The 22,989-nt window shown below is 49.7% G+C and carries 16 protein-coding genes and 8 pseudogenes; 13 read left to right on the plus strand and 11 right to left on the minus strand.

What is annotated here, in order from left to right:
- Positions 1-122 precede the first annotated feature (122 nt).
- The gene (locus JCM10550_RS17565) at positions 123-1,478 is read right to left on the minus strand and encodes a PEGA domain-containing protein (RefSeq protein WP_172673925.1); all 1,356 of its coding nucleotides are present in this window, start codon (positions 1,476-1,478) and stop codon (positions 123-125) included.
- A 160-nt stretch (positions 1,479-1,638) separates the two neighbouring features.
- Between JCM10550_RS17565 and JCM10550_RS19165 the strand changes: the two are divergent.
- The 7 genes and pseudogenes from JCM10550_RS19165 to JCM10550_RS14440 form a co-directional block, all read left to right on the plus strand.
- Positions 1,639-1,731 (plus strand): annotated as a pseudogene (locus JCM10550_RS19165) (IS5/IS1182 family transposase); the annotation flags it as partial.
- Positions 1,732-2,550: 819 nt separating this feature from the next.
- Entirely contained in the window at positions 2,551-3,006 is a 456-nt protein-coding gene (locus JCM10550_RS23590; protein WP_245619302.1) for a type I restriction-modification system subunit M N-terminal domain-containing protein, read from the plus strand.
- Positions 2,951-3,430, plus strand: a complete 480-nt coding sequence (locus JCM10550_RS25325; protein ID WP_281175419.1) for a class I SAM-dependent DNA methyltransferase — start codon at positions 2,951-2,953, stop codon at positions 3,428-3,430. The genes JCM10550_RS23590 and JCM10550_RS25325 overlap by 56 nt, the downstream gene beginning before the upstream one ends.
- Complete coding sequence (locus tag JCM10550_RS25330) at positions 3,418-3,999, plus strand: N-6 DNA methylase (RefSeq protein ID WP_281175420.1); 582 nt, start codon at positions 3,418-3,420, stop codon at positions 3,997-3,999. The genes JCM10550_RS25325 and JCM10550_RS25330 overlap by 13 nt, the downstream gene beginning before the upstream one ends.
- Positions 4,000-4,002: 3 nt before the next feature.
- On the plus strand, positions 4,003-5,208 hold the full coding sequence (locus JCM10550_RS14430) for a YhcG family protein (protein WP_062400132.1): 1,206 nt from the start codon (positions 4,003-4,005) through the stop codon (positions 5,206-5,208).
- A gap of 52 nt (positions 5,209-5,260) precedes the next feature.
- Positions 5,261-6,169: pseudogene (locus JCM10550_RS14435) on the plus strand (PIN domain-containing protein); the annotation flags it as partial.
- Positions 6,170-6,227: 58 nt separating this feature from the next.
- Positions 6,228-7,301, plus strand: coding sequence for a restriction endonuclease subunit S (locus JCM10550_RS14440; protein ID WP_218185247.1), 1,074 nt, complete (start codon positions 6,228-6,230; stop codon positions 7,299-7,301).
- Positions 7,302-7,822: 521 nt separating this feature from the next.
- Here the strand turns inward: JCM10550_RS14440 and JCM10550_RS14445 are convergent.
- The gene (locus JCM10550_RS14445) at positions 7,823-8,065 is read right to left on the minus strand and encodes a hypothetical protein (protein ID WP_157200312.1); all 243 of its coding nucleotides are present in this window, start codon (positions 8,063-8,065) and stop codon (positions 7,823-7,825) included.
- A 251-nt stretch (positions 8,066-8,316) separates the two neighbouring features.
- Here JCM10550_RS14445 and JCM10550_RS14450 point away from each other — a divergent pair, with 251 nt between their 5' ends.
- From JCM10550_RS14450 to JCM10550_RS14460, 4 genes are all read left to right on the plus strand, one after another.
- Positions 8,317-8,787 (plus strand): DUF6293 family protein, encoded by a 471-nt coding sequence (locus JCM10550_RS14450; RefSeq protein ID WP_062400140.1) that lies wholly within the window; start codon positions 8,317-8,319, stop codon positions 8,785-8,787.
- Positions 8,762-9,256, plus strand: coding sequence for a DUF6293 family protein (locus tag JCM10550_RS14455; RefSeq protein WP_062400142.1), 495 nt, complete (start codon positions 8,762-8,764; stop codon positions 9,254-9,256). Before JCM10550_RS14450 ends, JCM10550_RS14455 begins: the two co-directional genes overlap by 26 nt.
- A gap of 365 nt (positions 9,257-9,621) precedes the next feature.
- Positions 9,622-10,416 (plus strand): type I restriction endonuclease, encoded by a 795-nt coding sequence (locus tag JCM10550_RS23595; RefSeq protein WP_245619303.1) that lies wholly within the window; start codon positions 9,622-9,624, stop codon positions 10,414-10,416.
- The gene (locus JCM10550_RS14460) at positions 10,310-12,679 is read left to right on the plus strand and encodes a type I restriction endonuclease subunit R (protein WP_245619305.1); all 2,370 of its coding nucleotides are present in this window, start codon (positions 10,310-10,312) and stop codon (positions 12,677-12,679) included. The genes JCM10550_RS23595 and JCM10550_RS14460 overlap by 107 nt, the downstream gene beginning before the upstream one ends.
- A gap of 21 nt (positions 12,680-12,700) precedes the next feature.
- Here the strand turns inward: JCM10550_RS14460 and JCM10550_RS14465 are convergent.
- The 8 genes and pseudogenes from JCM10550_RS14465 to thpR all read right to left on the minus strand — a co-directional run bounded on the left by JCM10550_RS14465 (position 12,701) and on the right by thpR (position 20,008).
- Positions 12,701-13,686: pseudogene (locus tag JCM10550_RS14465) on the minus strand (NrpR regulatory domain-containing protein).
- A gap of 135 nt (positions 13,687-13,821) precedes the next feature.
- Positions 13,822-14,153, minus strand: a pseudogene (locus JCM10550_RS14470) (P-II family nitrogen regulator).
- A gap of 2 nt (positions 14,154-14,155) precedes the next feature.
- Positions 14,156-15,380 (minus strand): annotated as a pseudogene (locus tag JCM10550_RS14475) (ammonium transporter).
- A gap of 127 nt (positions 15,381-15,507) precedes the next feature.
- Positions 15,508-16,852: pseudogene (gene glnA, locus JCM10550_RS14480) on the minus strand (type I glutamate--ammonia ligase).
- Between the two features lie 111 nt (positions 16,853-16,963).
- Positions 16,964-17,482: a PhoU domain-containing protein gene (locus tag JCM10550_RS23600; protein ID WP_245619307.1), complete on the minus strand. Its 519-nt coding sequence runs from the start codon at positions 17,480-17,482 to the stop codon at positions 16,964-16,966.
- 594 nt (positions 17,483-18,076) lie between these two features.
- Positions 18,077-18,373: a hypothetical protein gene (locus JCM10550_RS19170; RefSeq protein ID WP_157200313.1), complete on the minus strand. Its 297-nt coding sequence runs from the start codon at positions 18,371-18,373 to the stop codon at positions 18,077-18,079.
- Positions 18,370-19,467: a CCA tRNA nucleotidyltransferase gene (gene cca, locus JCM10550_RS14500; RefSeq protein ID WP_157200314.1), complete on the minus strand. Its 1,098-nt coding sequence runs from the start codon at positions 19,465-19,467 to the stop codon at positions 18,370-18,372. Before cca ends, JCM10550_RS19170 begins: the two co-directional genes overlap by 4 nt.
- Entirely contained in the window at positions 19,400-20,008 is a 609-nt protein-coding gene (thpR, locus tag JCM10550_RS14505) for an RNA 2',3'-cyclic phosphodiesterase (RefSeq protein ID WP_062400150.1), read from the minus strand. Before thpR ends, cca begins: the two co-directional genes overlap by 68 nt.
- 130 nt (positions 20,009-20,138) lie before the next feature.
- Between thpR and JCM10550_RS14510 the strand changes: the two are divergent.
- Both JCM10550_RS14510 and nrdD read left to right on the plus strand, forming a co-directional pair.
- Positions 20,139-20,412 (plus strand): annotated as a pseudogene (locus JCM10550_RS14510) (glutaredoxin family protein).
- Position 20,413: 1 nt separating this feature from the next.
- Positions 20,414-22,657 (plus strand): annotated as a pseudogene (gene nrdD, locus JCM10550_RS14515) (anaerobic ribonucleoside-triphosphate reductase).
- Between the two features lie 101 nt (positions 22,658-22,758).
- Here the strand turns inward: nrdD and JCM10550_RS23605 are convergent.
- On the minus strand, positions 22,759-22,962 hold the full coding sequence (locus JCM10550_RS23605) for a hypothetical protein (protein WP_245619309.1): 204 nt from the start codon (positions 22,960-22,962) through the stop codon (positions 22,759-22,761).
- Between the last annotated feature and the right edge of the window lie 27 nt (positions 22,963-22,989).

Consider the following 22,989-nt stretch of genomic DNA (forward strand, 5'->3'; position numbering starts at 1 on the left):
GGGGGTGAGATGTGGGACATTGTCCTTCATATTGAGAACAACTGGTTCAGCCCTATTCTCCCTGTTGAAACCTTGGAAAAATATCTCCCTGATTTTCAAAAAAATGAATTTATCTGAGAAACCTATCTTTGAATTATCTGGTTCAGTAATTCCGATAAGCTTTCACTGAATTTAGGGGGGGTCATTGGCATTTCATACTCTATCATATGCTCTGTTTGAACAATGAAATGAATTAACTCATCAAGATGAACGGGAGAATTTCTTTTAATTGCCTCAAGAGATTCTAGTAATCCTGCTTTATCCTGAAGTTGGACATTAACCTGAGCCAAGTTTATCGATTTGTCCATAATCTCTTTTTGTAATTTCCGGGTCTCCTCTCCATTTCTACTTTTAGCTAATGTATCTTTGAGCCCTTCAATATCGGCCAGAATCTTGATCTTTTCGTATTCAAATACCCCCCCAATCTCCTCTTCGGGTTCTCCCTTATCTGAAACATCGGGATCGATCGTATTTTGATCTCTTCTGGCTGAATTCACAGAGTTGTCTGTATATTTTGATCTATTTGGTTTCCTTTTTAGTGAAACAGGAATCACAATGCCAATGAGTAAAAGCACTCCAATTATCCCAAATACCATCTCGTTACTTAATCCGGGTATTTTTGGTATGGGAATTGGTAGGGATTTTACCAGGCTGGCATCAACTGAAATTACATCACCCGCGGTAACACTAACTTCTTTCAGATAGTCATCATACCCTTCATACACCAGTTTCACATTATGTTTGCCGGGGGATACTCCGGTGATTGTTACTGGCGATATCCCTTTATAGGTATCATCAAGAAATACATTTGCAGGACCGGGTGTTGAGGATACTTTAATGTCAGCAGTGGACTTCGCTAAAGTTGTATCTAACATCTTCAGAGAACCCGGAACAATTGATATTCGCGTAGAATAGTCTTTATATCCTGATTTTTTCATTGAGACAGTATGCATGCCCTCTTTAATATCTGAAATCTTCAGAGGAGTTTTTCCACGAGGATTTCCATCAAGGTATACTGTTGCCTGAGAGGGATTTGAGGTTACTGATAAATCACCTGTTCCTTTTATTACAGAGACTGAAAATGTTCCGGATTCATAATAGGGACCATAATTTCCCAGACCCATCGCTCCGGTTTCATAATATTTGACCCGAACACTTCCGGTATAAGTTCCGGTAAAAGCATCAGCTGGTGCTGATATCGTAAAATAGAAGGTTGATGAAGAGTATTCGCTAATCCTTGACGTTGTTCTGCTTATCGGTGAGATTGTACACCTGCTCGATGATGCAATTGTTGGGGGGGTGACGACAACTCCATAGGCATAATCCAGACCGGATATCTCCTGTACTGAAACAGATAATGTCGCGGTACTCCCTCGTTCAATGGTAGGGGGGGAGTTTGGATACACAACCAGATTTGGATTCCCCATTTCTGCACTCACACAATTGATACACACCGCACAAAACAGAATTAATAGTAAAAAAATCCTATCGGTAATTTGCATTGGTTTGACATAATCTCTAATATTATAATTTCTATTTTTTTACGATAAATCCCATTCATTTGATTTAAAAAATGATAGATGTGTATAAACTTATCCTAGATCATCTCATTTGCTGTTCTATTCCTGAAAATATTCCGGGAAAATATATCCTCAGCACCAACTCATGGCTATTCTTCTCTTTCGTGAAGCCCATTGCTACGGATTATTGTGATCTGGCGTTTCTCTTCATTCCGTTCATGGAAATGATTTCCTGTGCATAGGAGAAGAGGGGGGGTGCCCATATCTGGTATTGATGAATAACACGTGGGGGGGAATGGGTTGAATGGTGGATTAGGGATGCTATTGTGCTCATATTGCGCTTAACTGTGCCCAGGGGGGGCGGGATTTCGTTTTGAATGAATGCACCCTCACAGAAAGCCGGAGCGAGCTGATCTCCGGGGGGGGAGATATACATTCCATCCTCTCAAAATATTCGCTGAGATAAGGGCCTTATTGGTCTGTGATATGTGGGTTGTTTCGGAAATAAACTGCATTACTGTCGTATATTCCTGGGGGGGGTAATAATCGGGGGGGTGGGAGGGGGGGTTCGTTCCGGGGCGTGTTTTCGCAAAAACGGGGGGGGTGGGATAAGAGATGAAATACCATACCTCTCTTCCGGCACGTGTACTGGTGAGGAGAACAGATTCATCATAAACTGATGCAGGTAATCACAGGGAATCTACAGGGCTCATACCGAAATTTCTTAATCTGAAGATCAGGGAAAGGCAGGTTTTTTTGATTATCCGTGGAACATCTTCACATAATTCAGTGGATGATGCAGAAACGGGCAGTGGGGGGGATGGAATTGTTCACGCATATTTCAATGAATTTATCCCCGTCTAACATCCATGAAGAATTACTATTGATATTTCGCCCTCAGGGAGAATTTACACCATGGCAAAGAATAATTCCGCAGATAATGAATTTGAAACGAAAATATGGAATGCGGCATGTGTCCTTCGGGGGCAACATGGACGCATCAGAATACAAGCATGTTGTTCTGGGTTTGATCTTTCTCAAGTACATCTCTGATAGGTTTGAGCAGAAATATACGGCTCTCAAAGACGAAGGTGCCGGATTTGAAGAAGACCGCGATGAGTATCTTGCCGAGGGGGTGTTTTACGTTCCGCCTGATGCCCGGTGGGATGTCATTGCAGAGAATGCCCACACCCCCCCTGAGATTGGAATGGCGATTGATGAGGCGATGCGGGCGATTGAGAAGGAGAACAAACGTCTGAAAGATATTCTGCCAAAGACGTTTGCCCGTCCCGAGCTTGATAAACGCAGGCTCGGTGAGGTCGTCGATCTGTTTACCAATATGATGATGGCAGATCACGGGGGGGACAGGAAGGATATTCTCGGGAGAACCTATGAATACTGCCTTGCGAAGTTTGCCGAGCAGGAGGGGGGGGAAATTAGCCGGTGAATTTTTCACTCCTGCCTGTGTGGTGAAGACGCTTGTGGAAGTCCTTCAGCCATGTCAGGGAAGAGTGTATGATCCGTGCTGCGGCAGTGGCGGGATGTTTGTTCAGTCGGCGAAGTTCATCGAAAACCACCGGGGGGGAAATATCAATAATATATCGGTTTATGGTCAGGATTCAAATTCGACGACCTGGAAGATGGCACAGATGAATCTGGCTATCCGGGGGGGTATTGAGGCTGACCTCGGAAAGTTCAGTGCCGATACGTTCTACCATGATCTGCACCCGACGCTGAAGGCTGATTTTATTATGGCAAATCCGCCGTTCAATCTCTCAAACTGGGGGGCGGATAAGCTCGCCGATGATGTGCGCTGGAAGTTTGGCATTCCGCTTCAGGGAATGCGAACTTTGCCTGGATGCAGCACATGATTCACCATCTGGCACCGAAGGGCAGGCTCGGTCTGGTTCTGGCGAACGGTTCTCTTTCGTCGCAGTCGGGTGGCGAAGGTGATATCCGCAAAAATATCGTGGAGGCGGATTTGGTAGAGTGTATTGTTGCGATGCCTCCGCAGCTCTTTTTTACGACACAGATTCCGGTCTCTCTCTGGTTCATCAGTAAGGACAAGACACAGAAGGGAAAGACGCTGTTTATTGATGCCCGGACGATGGGGTCGATGAAGTCCCGGAAGCTCCGGGAGCTAACAGATGAGGATATCGGATTAATCGGGAAGACGGTCTCTGAGTTTGAGGCGGGGACGCTTTTGGATGTGGCAGGGTTTTGTGCGGCTGTTGATACGACACAGATTGCAAAGCAGGATTACATTCTGACGCCGGGCCGGTATGTGGGTATGGCCGATGTCGAGGATGACGGGGGGGAGCCGTTTGAGGAGAAGATGGCACGGCTGACGGGAGAGCTTTCCGGGTTGTTTGTGGAGAGTAAGAAGGCAGAGGCGGAGATCCGCAGGCAGTTGAAGAGTGTGGGGGGGTTTGAGGTATAGATAATGCAGGATTTTTCATTCGATGTTCTTGTAGGGTCTATTCGTGAGATTGATGCGAAATTTGTTTCCTCTGCGGTTAAGGCAGTGAATGTGAGTCTTACGCTCAGGAACTGGTGCATCGGTGCGTATATTTCAGAGTTTGAGCTGCACGGTTCCAATCGTGCCGGATACGGAGATAAATTGCTGGTGAGTATTTCTCAGGAGCTGAAGCGTTCCGGTCTGAAAAGGTGTGACCGGCGGGAGCTTTCGAGGTATATCCTGTTTTATCATCGGTATCCTGATGTGGGCTCTCTTCTTCCCGAAGGAGTCAGTGAACACTATGTGTCACTTTGTTCACCCACAGATGATAGACAAAATCAATATATATGGGGGGGAATTGGGGGGGAGACACTGTCTCCCACATTCAGAACACCACCGGAAAAATTAATCACGTCCTTATCATTTTCCCATCTCTCTGAGATTATGGAGATAGAAAATCCGGTAAAACGCCTGTTTTATGAGATTGAATCTATCAAAGGCTGCTGGTCTGTTCGTGAGTTAAAACGGCAGGTTGCTTCGATGTATTTTGAGAGATCAGGTCTGTCAAAAGATAAGGAAGCATTGAGTCGTCTGGCAAATGAGGGTGCAGAGATTTCCTTTCCGTTGATGGCAATCCGTGATCCGTATGTGTTTGAGTTTCTGGGTCTGAAGCCTGCTGAAGTAATGGATGAGTCTGTGTTTGAGTCAGCCCTTCTGGATAAACTTGAAACATTTTTACTTGAACTTGGACGCGGGTTTTGTTTTGAGGCCCGGCAAAGACGTGTTCTGATTGGAAATGAGTATTATTTTGTGGATCTGGTATTTTATCACCGGATTTTGAAGTGCCATATACTGGTTGAGCTGAAGACAGGGCGGATGAGTCATGAGGCAGTTGGCCAGTTAAATACGTATCTGAACTGGTTTAAGGAAAATGAACGGTGTGAAGGGGGGGACAATCCGCCGGTCGGAATTCTGCTCTGTACTGAGAAGAATGATGAGTTGGTAAAGTACGCGACAGCAGGGATTGCAAACGATCTGTTTGTATCAAAGTATGAGGTGGTTCTTCCTTCGACCGACGAACTGGAGAAATTCGTGGCAGATGAGATCCGAGTGCTGAGGGAGACGGACGGGGAAGGACGGAGTGATTGGCATGTTAGCCGAAAAAATGAAGATGAAATACGTGAGGTTTGAGGTATAATATGTCAGCTAAAGCTTCAAAAAAGTTCAATATTTTTTTGATACCAATATCCTAGAGACACGTTTTGGCAAAAATCTTCTATATTTTGACGATTTTAAGCTACCACGTGAATATGATAAGATATTGGGTTTCATTCAAAAAAATGGTTTGACAAACGATGTTCAATTATGCATTCCCGAAGTTGTCTGGAGAGAAATAATTCAACATATGAGAGATGGCTATTTTGTGCAAAAACAATCCGTCCAGGATCAAATAGTGACATATAATAAAGTATTTGGAGAATTGGCGGAGATTAATTGCTCGTTTAAAATTGATAATTTGGATAATTATGAAGACCATATAAAAACAATTTCAAAAAAGTTCTGGGTTGATAATTCAGATGAATGTAGAAAAATTTCTCATCCAAAAAGTAAAGCTGTAGTTGAAAAATTAATAGATAAAGTGTTTCGAAAAGAAAAACCATTTGTTGAAACAAAAGCAACAAAAGGAAATAAGAAATATTCTGATGCCGGATTGAAAGATGCTTTAATCATCGAAACAATGTTGCATTATTGTGACAAAAAGAATGTAATTGGAATTCTCTTTTCTAAAGACGCAGATTTTTCAGAAGTATTTGCAGGTGATCTTAATGAAAAATTCAAAGTATTTGATTCTGAAGATAAAATAATAGATTATCTTGAAGTACAAAACAATTTGAACAAAGAAAAACTGGTTCGTCTGGCTTTTGAAAATGAGGTTTATCTTAAAGAATCAGTTGTTGATGCAAGCGGAAATACCTATGACATTAGTGTAACGGATTTTAATGTACAGGATGTCAGTATATCTGATGAGGATGGTATTTATATCGTAAAAATATTTGCTGACATTAATGAAACAAAATACCTTTTTGAAGTAAAATATGATTTGAAAGCCAATGAGATATTAGATTCTCAATATAAAATAGAGAATGAGTAGGTGAGTTAAATGAAAGAATGGATTCAAATAAAGCTGTCCGATTTGGGAGATGTGGTTGGTGGGGGGGCAACCCCCTTCCACAAAAAATGAGGTATATTATGGAGGAGATGTTGCATGGATCACTCCAAAAGACCTATCAAATTTTAGTGGACGTTTCATCTCTCGTGGAGAAAGAAACATAACAGAGCTTGGATTGAAAAGTTGTTCTGCAAAATTACTCCCTAAAAACACTGTTCTTTTCACTTCACGTGCTCCCATTGGATATGTTGCTATTTCATCAAAAGAGGTTGCTACAAATCAGGGATTCAAAAGTATTGTTCCAAATAAAAATACGGATTATTTATTCCTATATTATCTTCTGATATTTTATAAAAATAAAATTGTATCTATGGGGAGTGGGACAACCTTCAAAGAAGTTTCAGGTGCCACAATGAAAAATATTGAGGTCTATGTCCCTCAGGATAAAAAAGAACAAGCAAAAATTGGTAAAATTTTGTCTTCTCTCGACGACAAAATTGAATGCAACAACCGCATGAACACGGTGCTTGAAGAAATTGCCCGGGCATTGTTCCACCGGTGGTTTGTGGAGTTTGAGTTTCCGAATGCCGATGGCAAACCGTATCAGTCGGCGGGCGGGAAGATGGTTGAGTCTGAGATGGGGGGGAGTGTGCCGGAGGGGGGGTGGGAAGTGGGAACGATTGGAGATGTTGTACAGATTCTAGGTGGTAGTACTCCAGATACAAAGAACCCCCCCGTTTTCTGGGAAAATGGTGAGAATCCATTTTGTACGCCCAAAGACCTCTCGACTCTTATTTCACCTATATTGTTGGACACGGAACGTCATATCACTGAAGAAGGAGTACAAAGCATTAGTTCCAAACATCTTCCAGCTGGGACACTTCTTTTATCCTCACGTGCTCCAGTAGGCTATCTTGCTATATCTTCTGTTCCCGTTTCGATAAATCAGGGATTTATTGCTATGATTTGCGATAAAGAGATTTCCAATGTCTTTCTTTTACAATGGTTGCGTAAGAATATGGGTATTATTGAAGGGCGGGCAAACGGGGAGTACTTTTCAGGAAATAAGCAAGAGGAATTTCCGGACAATTCCTTTCCTGATTCCTTCTGTTGATGTTTTAATGCGGTATAATTCCATTGTTAAACCATTATACAATCAAATCACTACCCTGACAAAAGAATCCGTTGAAATATCTGGAGTAAGGGATACATTGTTGACCAAATTGATGAGTGGGGGGAGATTGAAATCTGAAAATTGCTAAAGGTTACATCCCTATTTCCAAAACCTCTAAAAATGCTATATAATATGGTAACTGCCTCAATAAATGATGAATGGTAATTTCCATTCATCGTTGTTTATGACGCTATCAAAATGCTTTTCAGATGATTTTTATCAAGCAGGCTATCACAATACTGCCAAGCAAATAATCCATGACAATTTGCCAACCCCCCCCTGCATCAAATCCTATCATAGCTGTTCCAACTGCAATTAGTGAAAAAAACAGCCATACAGATGTCAGAAATGATGGGTTAAGTTGATTTGAGTTCTCAAATATCGACATATTTTTTCCGTTATTTTTTGTTTGAAATTTCAAAAAGGATTCAGGGTTGAATCCCTTGTTCTTCCCTCAATACTTAGAGCATATCATTGTACTTAGGTAACTTTCCCTGATTGCGCTGATATCTCTCAAGATCGTTTGCTTCATGCTGTAAAGCAGAATTCCGTGTTCGTTTTACTGAACAGGAAGTGCTGGTAAATTCTTTACCATCCTTCTTGTGTTCTGCAATACGCCTGTCATAGTCATTCGTAATTCCCTGATAGACGATTTTGTTCCCGTCACGAAGGACATAATTTACGGTATCACGTGGTTGCGACATAGTATCACCTATCCTCCTCATTTTATCGCGAGGTTTTTGTGGAAAAATCCATGGTGGAAAATTCTGTTTATTGCTATCCATATTGGATTGAAGTTTGCCGATTGTGAGTCTGTCCCAGGATATATATTTCCATTTTGATATTGGGTTGAACTGTAATATATTTTGCTCTCATAGTAATTTTTGCAAAATAAATTTTATAGTAATAATAATACATAACAAAAATTCATCAACATGAAAAACAACAGGAGATTATGAAAAATGATTTGGGGAAAACTATTCACATTGTCCCACTTGGACATGAAAGAGAACGTGCAGTAGTTCCATTTCATGATCGAACAGCAGACCTTGTCTATCTGGTAGTAAACGAAGGCTCCCCCCCTGATTCAAATAGCGAAGTGGACTCAATGCAGTTAGAACAGGAATATTACACTCAGATGGTTGTCAACGATTTAAAAAAACTGCATATTGACGTTAAAATAGTAACAACAGATACATTCAATTTTGCGCCTCTCATCAATACATTTTCAAAACTTATTCTTATGGAAAAAAAGAATAATAGTAACATATTCATAAATATGTCATCATCAGGACGATTTGCTTCAGTTGCTGCTTCAATAGCCGGAATGGCACATGATGTATCGGTATATTATGTTCATTCAAAGAAATTTTCAAAAACAGATAAAGAATTCAAAGAACATGGGGGTCTGCATATGTCCGCATGATTCAAGCTGGGTTGAAGAACTCTCGAACTATCGGTTTGAACTGCCAACAGAAACAGAAGTCTGCATCTTAGAACTACTATATGCAAAAAGTCTCACTTCATACAGATGGGCAACAACTAAAGAATTGTGTGATCTCCTTCATGAGAAATATCCAGATGATTATGACGAATTGCCGGTTTTCAGGGATATGGATACGAAAGATTTTCCGAAAGAGAAAATTGAAAGACTCAGAAAACTTCAGAGCAAACTTCTGACAAAATTAAACGGATCCCTTATGAGAAAACTGATTGCGAAAAATTATGTTATACGCAATGATCCTACTGAAACTTCAGTGAGGTATACCATTACTTCTTCCGGTGAATATGCCCTTCATCTATCCGATTTTGGTGAAGAGCTAGATATTGAGGAATATGTTAAACCGGCTTCGTTAAAATCCCCCCATAAGCTTCCCTTTTTTCCATCCAAATAATCCACCCAAACACGCCTCTTTTATATCAATTAAAATCATTCTATAAAATAATAGAACATAATGCATGGAAATTCCTGTATTGTCTCCGAATGTATCAGAAGACCCGCTACAAATCATCAGCGAAACAAAACGATGTGCATATCCGGGCATTGATGAACTCATCAAAAAAGTAACCTTAGAAGCGACTCATTTCACCCTTGGGAAGTATCCCTCCTCGTTGGAAGTGAATCCTCTCATTCAACACTATACACCTGCCACATATCACCATTACTGGCTGAGAAAAAAATTCAGAAAACCAATCCTGAAAAACCCACGCACCCACAGCAGAAATACCGTACATCCCTGTCCCAAAAAGAGAATCACCCATGACATTCACCGAAGCCGACTTTGAAAACTCCATCATCGAACTCTTCCAAAAAAATCTTGGCTACACCTACGCATACGGGCCGGATATCAGGCGGGACTACCACAACCCGCTCTATGAAGAACAGATACTCCCTGCCCTTGAAACAATAAACCCGACGCTCCCTCAGGCTGCCCTTGAAGAAGCCGTCTCCAAACTCAAAAGCATCGGCACCGGCACCCTCATCCAGAAAAATTCCGTCTTCACCGACTACCTCCAAAACGGCATATCCGTAAAATACTACGATGGAACAGAAGAGCGCTCAACCCTTGTTTCCCTCATCGATTATCAGAATGTCAACAACAATACCTTCCATGTCATCAACCAGTGGACGGTGGTTGACGAAGTGGAAAAACGCCCTGACATCGTCATCTTCGTAAACGGACTCCCTCTGGTAGTCATCGAACTCAAATCCCCCCCTTCGCGTGAAGAGACAGACGTATCCGAAGCATACCGGCAACTCAGAAACTACATGCATGACATCACCTCCCTCTTTGTCTACAACGCGTTCTGCGTCATGAGTGACCATGCCACCTCAAAAGCAGGCACCATCACCGCAGACGAAGACTGGTACATGGAATGGAAATCCACCGACGGCAGCTACGAAAACACAAAATATGCCGCATTCGACGTCCTCTTCGAAGGCATGTTTGAGAAAAACCGGTTCCTCGACATCCTCAAACACTTCATCTGCTACTCCAGAGAAATCCCGAACGATAAAAAAATCCTCGGCGCTATCACCAGTACTTCGCCGTAAAAAAGCCCTTACCTCAACAAAAGAAGCAACCTCCACCGACGGAAAAGGAGGAGTCTTCTGGCACACACAGGGCAGCGGAAAATCCCTGTCCATGGTCTTCTACGCAAAACAACTCCAGACCACATTAAACAGCCCGACAATCGTTGTCATCACCGACCGAAACGACCTCGACGGCCAGTTGTTCGGTCAGTTCTCAAGCTGCGCAGACTACCTGCGTCAGACTCCCCCCCTTAATGCCGAAAGCAGAACAGACCTCAAAAACCTCCTTCAGAACCGGGAAGCAAACGGCATCATCTTCACCACCATGCAGAAGTTCGAAGAATATGATGCTGCCCTCTCCAAACGGAGAAACATCGTTGTCATAGCCGACGAAGCACACCGCAGCCAGTACGGGCTTGAAGAAAAAATCAATCCCAATACCGGCAAAATCTTCATCGGAACCGCACGAAAAATCCGGGACAGCCTGCCGAATGCCACCTACATCGGATTCACCGGCACTCCCATATCAAACGCCGACAGAAACACCCGGGAAATATTCGGGAACTACATTGACGTCTACGACATGACTCAGTCGGTCGAAGACAACGCAACCCTCCCCCCCATCTACTACGAAAGCAGGGTGATTGCCCTCAACCTGAATAAAGACGTTCTCGAAAAAATCGACACCGAATATGGCAGAATCGCTGAAGATGCGGAAGAATACATCGTAGAAAAAAGTAAACAGGAACTCGGGCGGCTTGAAAGCATCCTCGGAGCCCCCCCGGAAACCATCACCTCGCTCTGTGAAGATATCATCACCCACTACGAAACATACCGGCAGTTTGAGCTCACCGGAAAAGCCATGATCGTGGCATATTCCCGATCCATTGCCATGAAAATCTATCGGCGGATTATGGAACTCCGTCCTGAGTGGAAAGACAAAATCGGCGTGGTCATGACCTCGGACAACAACGACCCCCCCGAAGAATGGCGGGATGTCATCGGCAACAAAAAACACAACAAAATTATGGGCGGGAAATTCAAAGACGACAACGACCCCCTGAAAATTGCCATCGTCGTTGACATGTGGCTCACGGGTTTTGACGTCCCCTCTCTTTCCACCATGTATGTCTACAAACCGATGAGGGGGGGTCACAACCTCATGCAGGCCATCGCCCGGGTAAACCGCGTCTACAAAGACAAACAGGGCGGCCTCATTGTTGATTACGTGGGCATTGCCGGTGCTCTGCGTCAGGCAATGAGGGACTATACCGGGCGGGACAGGAAAAATTACGGGAACCCCCCCGACATCGGAAGAACCGCCTATCCCAAGTTCATGGAAAAACTCGAAGTCTGCCATGATCTCTTCTATGGATACGACTACTCCGCATTCACCACCGGATCAGATCTCGACCGGGCAAAACTCATCAGCGGAGGGGGGGTCAACTTCCTATCACATCCCACAAAAGCCGAAATCAAAAAAGCATTCATCAAAGAATCTCTCCTGCTCCGTCATGCCCTCTCGTTATGCCGGAGTATGGTAAGCCAGACACAACGGTTTGAAGCAGCATACTTTGAAGCCGTCAGAACCCTCCTGACCAGAATCGAAGGGAAAGGCAAACTCTCCTTCAGGGAAATCAACGACCGCATAAATGAACTCTTAAAACAGAGTGTCCAAAGCGACGGAGTCGTAAATCTCTTCTCGGACATCAAAGAGAAATACTCATTGTTTGATGCAGCATTCCTCACCGAAATTGCCAGCATGAAGGAACGAAATCTTGCCGTTGAGGTATTGAAAAAATTACTCTCCGAGCAGGTGGTGGTCTATGCCCGGACGAATGTCGTGAAGTCTTCGAAGTTCTCACAGCTGCTGTCCGCTGCCATGAGCAACTACCTCAAAGGCATGCTCACCAACGAACAGGTCATTGAAGAACTGCTCAGCATAGCAAAAGAGATGGCAGAGGCACAAAATGAGGGAGAAAAACTTGGTCTTACCACAGAAGAGATGGCGTTCTATGATGCTCTGACAAAGCCGGAGGCCGTCGCAGACTTTTACGAGAATGAAGAACTCATCGCCATCACCAAAGAGTTAACCGAAATTTTGCAGAAAAATAAAACCATTGACTGGCAAAAAAAGGAGACCGCACGGGCAGGTATGCGCAGACTCGTCAAGCGTCTTTTAAAGAAGCATAAATATCCGCCCGAGGGTATGGAGGATGCAGTGAATACGGTTATCTCTCAGTGCGAGATGTGGACGGATAACTCGGCTGGTTTTGAGGACTGAAAGAAGATCAGTCCCCCCCTCTCACCTCCAGTTACTATTATCCGCAATCTTCGAAAACGGAATAATCCCCCGCACCGATATCCGTCGTCACATTACACCCCTGCTCAATCGCATTCGCGACCAGATTCATGCCGCTGAAGAAGACGATCGAGAGACGGTAGGGATCCGTCCGGAGATTAAACGGGCTCGTCCCTATGCCGACCGGCCGGACAAACCCGCAGTCGGCCATATCATCAATAATCCCCCTCGACCCTCTCCCTCGCCTGCACCGTCACCTCCCGGACATTCGCGAGCGCCACCCCGCTCCCGGTGTGCACCAGACTATCGACCGAGGTCAGCCCTGCGTTGATAAACAGCTGCAGCGGATCAATCGTCGTGCCCCCCCGGTAGCGGATCAGGTCGTCAAAACAGATTGGCTGATGACCCGCAATACGGAACCTCCCGCCGTAGACGATATCCACACCGATCCCGTTCTTCTGGAGCACCCCCCCGTCCATCGTGATTGAACACGCCGATATGAACCCGACCGTATCCGGCGGCAGACGGGGGGGATCGTTATCGGTGACAGAATAGCCCTGAAAGAAACTGTAACCCCGGTCAATGACCTCATCATACGCCCGCGTCACCGCTTCAATCTCATCATACGGGACGTAGGTCAGGTTGTAGGCGATATCCCCCCCGGTTCGCGTCTTCGGGTCAAACGACACATTAAACGAGAGCTGCTCCAGCCGGGATATCACATAGCCCATGCGGTCATCGACCAGGGCATTCCCCGCCTCAGAAAACCCCCCCTCTGCCGTCAGCACCCGGCCTTTATTCCCCACCTTGCGGGTAAACCCCTGCTCGTCCAGGTACTGCAGATAATACTGCACCGCCCGGTCGGACATCGAAAACCCGCGTTCCGCCATCAGCTCACTGAGCCGCTTTGCGCCGAGGGGGGGCTCCTGCTGCTCGGAAAGAATCCGCAATATCTCAACCGACTTTCTCTCGGAACGCTCAAACGTCACTCCAAAACCACCCCCCCGTCCCCCCCTGTGGCATTGCAGAACTGAGAACCAATCATTGGTATGATAATTGCGGAGCCGTTCTTATCTATGTTTTGAAAAAAATGATGGGATGGTGCCGGTTTGGAGGAAAAAAGATCATTCCGGTTCTTCCCTGACCTTTATTGCCTGCTCCACCGGGATGACAAAGATACGGCCGTCCCCCCCGGCCTCACCCGTCACCGCCACCCGCTTGATAATGGCGATGATCGTTTCCACATCCTCGTCCTCGACGATCATCTCAATCTTTACCTTGGGTATCAGATCGACATTGACCTTCCGCCCCCCCCGGAACTGGAGGGATATGCCCCGCTGCACACCTCTGCCGTGCACGTTGGTCACCGTCATTGCAAAAAAGCCCCCCCTTCATCCAGGGCCGCCTTCACCTCCTCCACCTTTTCGGGCCGTACGATGGCCTCCACCTTCTTCATCTCTATACCTCCACCGTCTCGCCGTGCTGGGAGATATCCAGCCCGACGTACTCTTCCTTTTCATCGACCCGCAGGCCCATGACCTTGTCAACGACCTTTGCGAGAATATAGGTCACCACAAAGGCGTAGCCACCGCCACCACCACGTCCAGCAGCTGTATCAGGAACTGGTTCGCGTTGCCGTAGAAGAGGCCGTTCACCCCGCCGATCGCGGCTGTTGCAAGAAGTCCGGTCGCAAGAGCGCCGAACACCCCCCCGCCGACCCCCCCGTGAATGGCCCAGGCATCCAGCGACTCGTCGATCTTCTTCTTCTGCCGCCACAACAGCGCCGCGTAACAGACCAGTCCCGCCAGCGCACCGATCACAAGGGACCCAGTCACGTCAACAAACCCGGCCGCAGGGGGGGTAATGGCCACAAGACCTGCGATGGCACCCGATACGATGCCCAGTGTGGCAGGCTTCCCCTGTATCCACGAGGCCACCATCCAGGCCAGCGCACCGGCCGCAGCCGCCGTGTTCGTCACCACAAACGCGTTTGCCGCGATACCGTCTGCTGCCAGTTCACTGCCCGCGTTAAACCCGAACCAGCCGAACCACAACAGCGCCGCACCCAGCAGGGTCATCGGGACGTTATAGGGCTCCATCCCGTACTTCCCGAAACCCTTACGCACCCCCCCCAGCACCAGACAGAGCGCCAGCGCCCCCCCGAACCCGGAACTGATGTGCACCACCGTGCCTCCGGCGAAATCCAGGGCACCGAGCTGGGAGGCCCAGCCCCCCCGCCCCCCCAGGCCCAGTGGGCCAGCGGGTCATAGACGAGCGTCGTCCACAACAGCCCGAAGACGATGAACGAACTGAGCTTCACCCGCTCGGCCACCCCGGACGTGATGATCGCAAGGGCCAGCGCAGCAAACACGAGCTGGAAGACCATGAACAGCATATCCGGTATGCCCTCACCCCCCCCAGCCCGACCCCCCCGGCGAGCATGACGTGATCCAGATTGCCGATGAACCCGCCGATATCCGGGCCGAAGGCAAGACTGTAGCCGACGACCACCCACTGCACACTCACCACGGCAAAGGCCACAAAGGCAAGACCGATCATCGAGATGATATTCTTCCTCCGGACCATGCCGCCATAGAACAACCCCCCCCACGGCAGGGGTCATGAGCATGACCATTGCCGTACATATGATGATAAAAGCGGTATCTCCGCTATCGATTGTCATGTATCAGACCATTTTTAATGAATGAATCCGAAATCATTATTCGGAATTTCTCCTGTTTCTTTCGTGATGCGGGAACATTCTGCCGGGGGGGGAGAGGAACCAGCTCTCCCCCCCCATTCTTTTTGTATCAGAACCGTGTCAGATACTGTTCAACTTCCCAGGGATGTACCTCGGTCCGGAACGAATCCCATTCCATCTGTGCGATACTGTTGAGCCCGTCAATGACATGAGACCCGAGCGTATCACAGATCAGTTTATCCTCCAGAAGGTGCTCGTTGGCCGTGATCAGGTCGCCCGGAAGCGTATCGATATGGGCCTTTTTGCGATCATCTGCCGACATCTCGAAGATGTTCTGGTTCACTCCTGCAGGAGGGACGAGCTGCTTTTTGATTCCTTCCATACCCGCGGTGAGGATTGCCGCAAAGGTCAGGTAGGGGGGGTTACAGGTCGGGTCCGGGCTCCGCAGTTCCATCCGGGTGCTCTTGCCACGGGGGGGAGGGAACACGGACAAGGGCCGTACGGTTCTGGGCACTCCAGCTCACGTAGACCGGTGCTTCATATCCCGGCACCAGCCGCTTGTAGGAGTTGACCGTCGGATTGGCGACACGGGTGATGCTCTTTGCGTGCTCCAGCACCCCCCCGGCGATGAAGTGCAGGGAGATCTCCGAGAGCTGAAGCGGTGCCTCCGGGTCATAAAACGCGTTCTCACCGTCTTTGGAGAGCGAGGCGTTGACGTGCATGCCGCTTCCGCAGATGCCGAAGATCGGCTTGGCCATGAAGGTCGCGTTCAGACCGTTCTGGAGGGCGATGGACTTGGTCACATACTTGAAGGTGATCACGTTGTCGGCCGTCCGTAACGCATCGCCGTACTTGAAGTCGATTTCGTGCTGACTCTCCGCCACCTCGTGGTGGGATGCCTCGATCTCAAAGCCCATGTCGGTTAATGCGAGCACAATTTCGGTACGCACGTCCTCTGCCAGATCGGTCGGCGCCAGATCAAAGTAGCCGCCCTGATCCTGCGGGACGATCGTGGGCATGCCGTTCTCGTCGAGTTTAAAGAGGAAGAACTCCAGCTCCGGGCCGGTGTTGAAGGTGTAGCCCATCTCCTTGGCTTCGGCGAGCGCCTTCTTGAGAATGTAGCGGGGGGGGTCGCCTTCAAACGGTGTGCCGTCCGGCATGTGGACATCACAGATGAACCGTGCCACCGGGCATTCATCCGTTCCCCAGGGCAGGAGGGCGTAGGTCGAGATGTCCGGCTTCAGCACCATGTCGGACTCTTCAATCCGTGCAAAGCCCTCAATCGAGGAGCCGTCAAAGGAGATGCCGTCGGTGAGCGCTTTCTCTGCCTGCCATGCCGGGATGGCCACGTTCTTCGGCAGTCCCTGTATGTCGGAGAACTGCAGGCGGACAAACTTCACCCTGTCTGCCGCAATTCTCTCCAGTGTTTTTGTCACGTCCGTTGACCGTGTCATGGGTAGTCATGACTCAAATAAAGTATTTATAGATAGCACCCGTCCTACCGGATATTGCGCATACTCTCTATAGTGCTATATAGTGATGATCAAAAAAAGGGTCAGAGTTCTTCATTGACCAGATAGTTGATCGCATTCTCCGAGATCACACCGGCATATTCCCCCCACCCGGCGGAAGTTCTCCACACAGTAGCCGATGGAGACCACACCCGAGACTCCCAGATCAAACAGCCAGCCGGAGACGTCATTGCATTTCTCGACGAACTCGCGGACATCGGAGATCCGGGTATTGGCCTTCACGATATCCTTTTCAAAGAACGATTCCAGACTGCCCTCAAAGATATCCAGCGACTCCCGGCTCTTGATCTCGATGAGGTCGATCATCCTCTTTTCCAGGGAGGTGTACATCAGGCTCCGGATGCTTTCTGCGACCTTGACGACATGGTCGCCCACCCGTTCGATCACCCGCGATATCTGCAGATAGATGAGGGCGAGTTCGATATCCACGCCCATCTCGCGGGACAGGGAGACATTGCGCAGCAGCAGATTGAACTGGCGGGCCACGAGCCAGTAGAGACGGTTCACGTCGCGGTCCCGCAGGATGACGTCCTCGGCCAGCCCCCTCGTCACGGGTCTTCAGGGCAAAGACCGCGTCCCGCTGCATACCTGCCACGATCACGCCCATCCGCCGGAGCGTACTGGCAAAGGGCATCTCGCCGGGGGGGTTCAGGAGATCGCGGATCACTATTTTCTTATCCGTCTGGTCCGAGACCTCCTGCCCCACCGTCCGCTGCGTAAACTTCCGCACGGTTTTGTGCACCCAGGAAGGGATTCTCCCCGGCGAGACGATCTCGATGATATTGTATCCTGCCACATAGGCACCGATTAACGAGCGGAACAGGATGTCCGCATGGTCAAACCGGTTCAGGTCAAAGACCTTCCTTCGTTCCGCGGCCTTCTTCGATATGCCCGGCGTCACCGTCAGCGAGCCGTCGGGCTGCATGATCAGGCCCACCGGATCGTTTTTATGAATGCCGGAAGCTTTTATCCACTCCTTGGGGGGGAGGGAGACAATAAAAGACGAACCCCCGGTTACCTGTACCTTCCGGATTTCCATATACTCTGATCACCTGACAAAAAACGAGACTCCCGCCTGCGTTGATAACTGATTGTACAGGGAGATATATAATTATATATATGTCCCGGAGACGGGATGCAAAAAAATTATGCTCTCTTCCGGGTCACGGCAGACGACGTTTTCCAAAAGAATGCGCCCAGGAAATCCCTGACCGCTTCATCCCAGCAGTTTGTGCCGGTTTTGATCTCCCGGTCTTTTTTCATGGACTTCATCACATGCTTGCCCATCTTCGCGGTGAAGAGGTCGTCGGATTGGAGCAGGTCGGCGACCGTCAGCCATTTCCGCTGCATCTCGACGGCATACCTGCCGTCCCCCCCGTTAATGAACGGCCCGGAAAAGACCTCGCGGTCGAGGTACTTGTCCCGGAACTTTCCCGCGTTCATGCCATTATCAACGGGCGGACCCGTATGCGTGTAGAGCGGGGGGGGAGTCGGTCGACCAGCATCTCGAAGAGCAGGTAGCAGCGTTCGTCTTCCATCACCGCGTCGTAGCGGTTGATCACAAATCCGTTTCGTTCGAGGAGGGAGGCGATGCCCGCCGTCGTTCTCCGCAGCTGCGGCACGACGATATCAGGAATCTGGTGCGGGGGGGTGGGGGGGAAACTGATGCTGTAGATCCCGGTCCCGCGCTCCGTTACGATCTCTGCAAATGCTGCCTGGGTGATGTCCGGCTTTGCAGGCGGAAAGAAATAGTCCCGGTTCGGGGGGGATGCGCAATACCCACGGCAGAGCTCGATGAACTCCCCCCCCAGCTGGGCCTTTGAGACGGATGCGGCCACATTCCGGTTCGGGTCCACCGGATCGATCACAACCAGCGGGTCGTCAAACTGCTTTCCCTGATGGTGTGCGATGTCAATCGTCTGCCCCGTCTGCCAGGACTGACCGGCCTGAATGAGCGGACGGAACCCGCCGTATTTCAGCACGAGCAGTTCACACAGGTATCCGGCAAAACCTTCCGTCATCAGGTCCGAGCCGTAGACGCCGCCCGCCTTGGAGAACCGTTTCATCAACAGCACGTCGTCCTCAAGGCCGCCGATATGCGACTGGATATACCGGGTGTGAAACGGCGTCCGGTCCACCGCGCTCTGGATGTGTGCGGCATCGGTCACTGCATAGCAGGGCACCAGGTCCACGTCAAATCCGGATATCGTGGCGTTCACGTAGGGGGGGTGTTCCGCATACTTTTCCACAAACAGGCCGCCGAACCGGGACGCAATCGACCTGCCGAGAATGATGCCGTCTTCTTCGAGTGTTTCGCGGGACATATCAGGCGGGTAGAGCATAAAGACATCAATGTCGCGGTCGCCGCTGATCCAGGTATTGCGGGCGACCGAACCGACGACCATGCCCTGTGCCGTTCCGCTCTCGTTCACCGCTTTCAAAAGCATCTCTGCCACGGCACAGATGTCGTCAACTTCCTCTTGTTGCGGACGGACAGACGACAGCACCGCTTCCTCTGTCTCCGTTCTTGTATTCATATCGTGATCTCCATGATATCCTCATACACCGGGCTGCGGGGGTGAGGGTGCTCTTCTTCAGGGTGATGGTGTCGACCCGCATCTCTCCGAATGCATGCCCGGCCACCTTCTCCAATGCGGCACGCAGGAAGGGTCGTAGCGTTTGATACGCCCGAGGGTGACGTGCGGGGTAAATATCCGTGTCTCGGAGGGAATGCCCAGCGGGGGGGCAAGAAGTTTGTCCATCCCGGCGACCGTTGTCTCTCCCCCCCCATCCGTTATCGGATACGTCGGCCCAGACAATGCGGGGACGTTTTCGCGGATGCAGCTGGACACCCGACACGGTCATCTCCGCCGGGTCGAATGAAAATTCTGACATGACTCCCTCCACGCGGTGCAGCAGGTCATCAGAGATATCTCCCAGAAACTTCAGGGTAATATGCGCGAGAGCAGGATTCACCCAGTTCAGTTTTGCATCAGTATGCCGGAGCATATCCTGCACGGCATCGCACTGGTTCCTGATATCGTCAGTGAGTTCAACAGCAAAAAAGGCCCGAACCATATATCTATCTATTGCACGGTTTATGACATAGGGTTACCCATGCCCCCTTATTTTTCCGGTACGAAAGAAGAATTATTTTTAGTTCCGACACAACACTGGTACACAAAATCCATGGGGGGGATTTCTATCCGTGACAGACACAACTAAGATCAATGTATATACTCTTGAAAACTGCCCGAATTGTGAACTGTTAAAGGAATACCTGAATGCGGCGGGTGTGCCGTATACTATTCTCAATATGATGGACGCCGGGGGCCCTGACGGAACTCAGAATTAATGGCGTATTTGTCCGGGAAGCACCGGTCCTTCAGGTCGGGACCACGTTTTTGGTATCAAAGGATCTCTTCGGTGCGGAAGGGGTGCGTGAGGCGGTCGTTGATTCCTTGCTCCGGGGGGGAGAATAATATGCCCGAAAATCCCCCCCGTCATGCAGAGAATCAGCAGACTCTCGATGGCTTCTTTGTACCCACACTTCCCAAAGTCAGAACATCGAGGGGGGGCCATATCTTAGAATGGGACAGGGAAAAAATCGTCACCCAGATACTCACCGAGACCAAACTGGTCGAGACATTTTACGGAGGCGAGGGCGCAGATGAAGAACTCGCCCGTGAGATCGCACTGGAAGTCGAGAACAGAATCAAAAAACTCAAACTCAAATCCCTGTCCGGTCCTTTGATCCGGGAAATCCTGAATATCACTCTCCTGGAACGGGATCTGACCAAATACCGGAATGTGTGTACCCGCGTCGGTACTCCGGTCTTTGATGCGCATCTCATCGATGTGGGCCGGGGGGGCTTTGAGTCCCACGATAACGCCAACCTTCAGGAGAATGCCGAGACCTCGCACAAAAAGAAAGCGGATAAAATCAGCAAGGAACAGTATCTGCTTCAGCTGCCCCCCCCGGAACTGGCCGATTACCATCTGGCCGGGGGGGATCTCCATATCCATGATCTTGAATATTTCGGGACGCGACCCTTCTGCCAGGACTGGGATCTGCGGTATTTCTTTTACTACGGTCTGATGCCGGACGGCAGCGGAACCAAGGCATCCGTCGCCGGTCCTGCCAAACGTGCAGAGGTCGCTGTTCTCCACGCGGTGAAGGCACTCGGCAGCGCCCAGACGAACTTTGCCGGGGGGGGACAGGGGGGGTATTACAATTTCCTGACCTTCCTTGCGCCGTACTTTGAAGGACTCTCGTATGCGGACATCCGGCAGCTCATGCAGATGTTTGTCTACGAGATGACGCAGATGATGGTGGCCCGCGGTGGTCAGGTCGTCTTCTCGTCGGTGCAGCTCTCGCCGGGTGTGCTTCCCTCTGGAAGGAGAAGCCCTGCGTCTATAAGGGCAAGGTATGGAACGGTGTTCAGGCGCCGGAACGCAGGTATGGTGAGTTCGAGCGGGAGGTGCGGTTGCTCTTTAAGGCCCTGATGGAAGTGATGCTGGAAGGCGATTACTGGGGGGGCAAACCGTTCAACTTCCCCCCCAAACCCGAGATCAGTATCGAACCGGACTTCCTGACCGAGGACGAGGAGTTCAACCGGGCGAACCCCGGTCTGCCCTCCTACACTGAACTCTACCTGATGACCTTTGAACTCGCGTCCAAGTACGGGACACCGTATTACGACAACCAGATCCCGGCATACCGGGGGGGTCCGGGGGGGAGGGCATCTCGTGTTACCAGTGCTGTGCCTACCAGTTCTCGTCTCTGGCAGACGAGGACGATCAGTTTGATGACAAGATGCTGTTTGCCGACGGCAAACATTTCTCGATGGGTTCGTGGCAGGTCCTCTCGATCAACTGCCCCCCCCGTGCGGCATACAAGGCGGAGGGAGATGACGAGCGGCTCTTTGCCGAACTCAAGAAGCTGATGGACGTCTCGGTCGAAATTTTCCGGATCAAACGGCGCTGGATGAATCATATCCGGGCAACCGGACGGATGCCCTTTGCCATGCAGCAGCCCAAGGATCCCAATGATCCCAATATGGAAGACCGGGGGGCCCTGTGGCGGTTGATCTGGAAGGGCTGGTCTACACCATTGGCATTGTCGGTGTCAACGAGATGGTCCAGCACCATATCGGCACCCAGCTGCACGAGAGCCGCGAGGCGTTCAACTTCGCCATCCGGGCGATGACCGAGCTGGAACTCTACTCAAAGGAGATCTCCCGGAGAACCGGGATGACCATCGCGCTGGCCCGGACACCTGCGGAGACGACCGGACAGCGGTTTGCGATTGCCGATCTGATCGATCAGCGCTTCCGTGCCCCCGCAGAAACGGTGATCAAAGGCGACCTTGAAGCCGCCCTGCCCGAACTGGGACAGAAGTTTGATCTGCCCATCTACTACACCAACGGCACCCATGTGACACCGGGTGCGGATGTGCCGCTGACGAAACGGATGGAGATTGAACACGTCTTCTTCCCCCCCATCGTGGACGGCGGCAACATCTTCCATATCTGGCTGGGAGAGGCACGTCCCGACCCCCCCCGTGGTCTCATGGACATGGCAATGAACCTCTGCCGGAACACCCAGATCGGTTACTTTGCTTTTACCCGTGACCTCACGGTCTCTCTCAAACAGTTTAAGGAGTACCGATCGGAAAAGAACCCGGAATCATGCCTCTCCGTTGCGGACCGGCGGGTAGAGGTTTAACTATTTTCCCCCCCTCCCATACTGCCATTACGTATGAGAGGGCCATCTGAACCCGTTCTCCTCCTTGATGTAGGGAGGGGGGGGACGCAGGACATTTTATTCTATACTCCCGGCCAGCCGATTGAAAACTCCATTAAGATGGTGCTGCCGTCGCCCAACGTGATCGTAGGAATGGCTATTGAGAAGGCCGCAGCAGAGGGACGGCCGGTCCATCTGGAAGGGCCGGTGATGGGAGGGGGGGGCAAAAATACCCAGACGATCAAGCACTGGCTGCCGAAAGGTCTGAACCTCTCGGCAACCCCCAACGGCTGCGCTGTCCATCCGCGACAATC

The organism is Methanogenium cariaci JCM 10550, assembly GCF_001315945.1.
GTDB lineage: Archaea > Halobacteriota > Methanomicrobia > Methanomicrobiales > Methanomicrobiaceae > Methanogenium > Methanogenium cariaci.

What these genes read in the sequence shown, in the direction of transcription:
- JCM10550_RS23590 (WP_245619302.1), top strand. Translation starts at nt 2,551, where the DNA reads ATGGACGCATCAGAATACAAGCATGTTGTTCTGGGTTTGATCTTTCTC.
- JCM10550_RS25325 (WP_281175419.1), top strand. Translation starts at nt 2,951, where the DNA reads ATGAATACTGCCTTGCGAAGTTTGCCGAGCAGGAGGGGGGGGAAATTA.
- JCM10550_RS25330 (WP_281175420.1), top strand. Translation starts at nt 3,418, where the DNA reads ATGCAGCACATGATTCACCATCTGGCACCGAAGGGCAGGCTCGGTCTG.
- JCM10550_RS14430 (WP_062400132.1), top strand. Translation starts at nt 4,003, where the DNA reads ATGCAGGATTTTTCATTCGATGTTCTTGTAGGGTCTATTCGTGAGATT.
- JCM10550_RS14445 (WP_157200312.1), bottom strand. Translation starts at nt 8,065, where the DNA reads ATGTCGCAACCACGTGATACCGTAAATTATGTCCTTCGTGACGGGAAC.
- JCM10550_RS14450 (WP_062400140.1), top strand. Translation starts at nt 8,317, where the DNA reads ATGAAAAATGATTTGGGGAAAACTATTCACATTGTCCCACTTGGACAT.
- JCM10550_RS14455 (WP_062400142.1), top strand. Translation starts at nt 8,762, where the DNA reads ATGGGGGTCTGCATATGTCCGCATGATTCAAGCTGGGTTGAAGAACTC.
- JCM10550_RS23595 (WP_245619303.1), top strand. Translation starts at nt 9,622, where the DNA reads ATGACATTCACCGAAGCCGACTTTGAAAACTCCATCATCGAACTCTTC.
- JCM10550_RS19170 (WP_157200313.1), bottom strand. Translation starts at nt 18,373, where the DNA reads ATGAACGCGGGAAAGTTCCGGGACAAGTACCTCGACCGCGAGGTCTTT.
- cca (WP_157200314.1), bottom strand. Translation starts at nt 19,467, where the DNA reads ATGAATACAAGAACGGAGACAGAGGAAGCGGTGCTGTCGTCTGTCCGT.
- thpR (WP_062400150.1), bottom strand. Translation starts at nt 20,008, where the DNA reads ATGGTTCGGGCCTTTTTTGCTGTTGAACTCACTGACGATATCAGGAAC.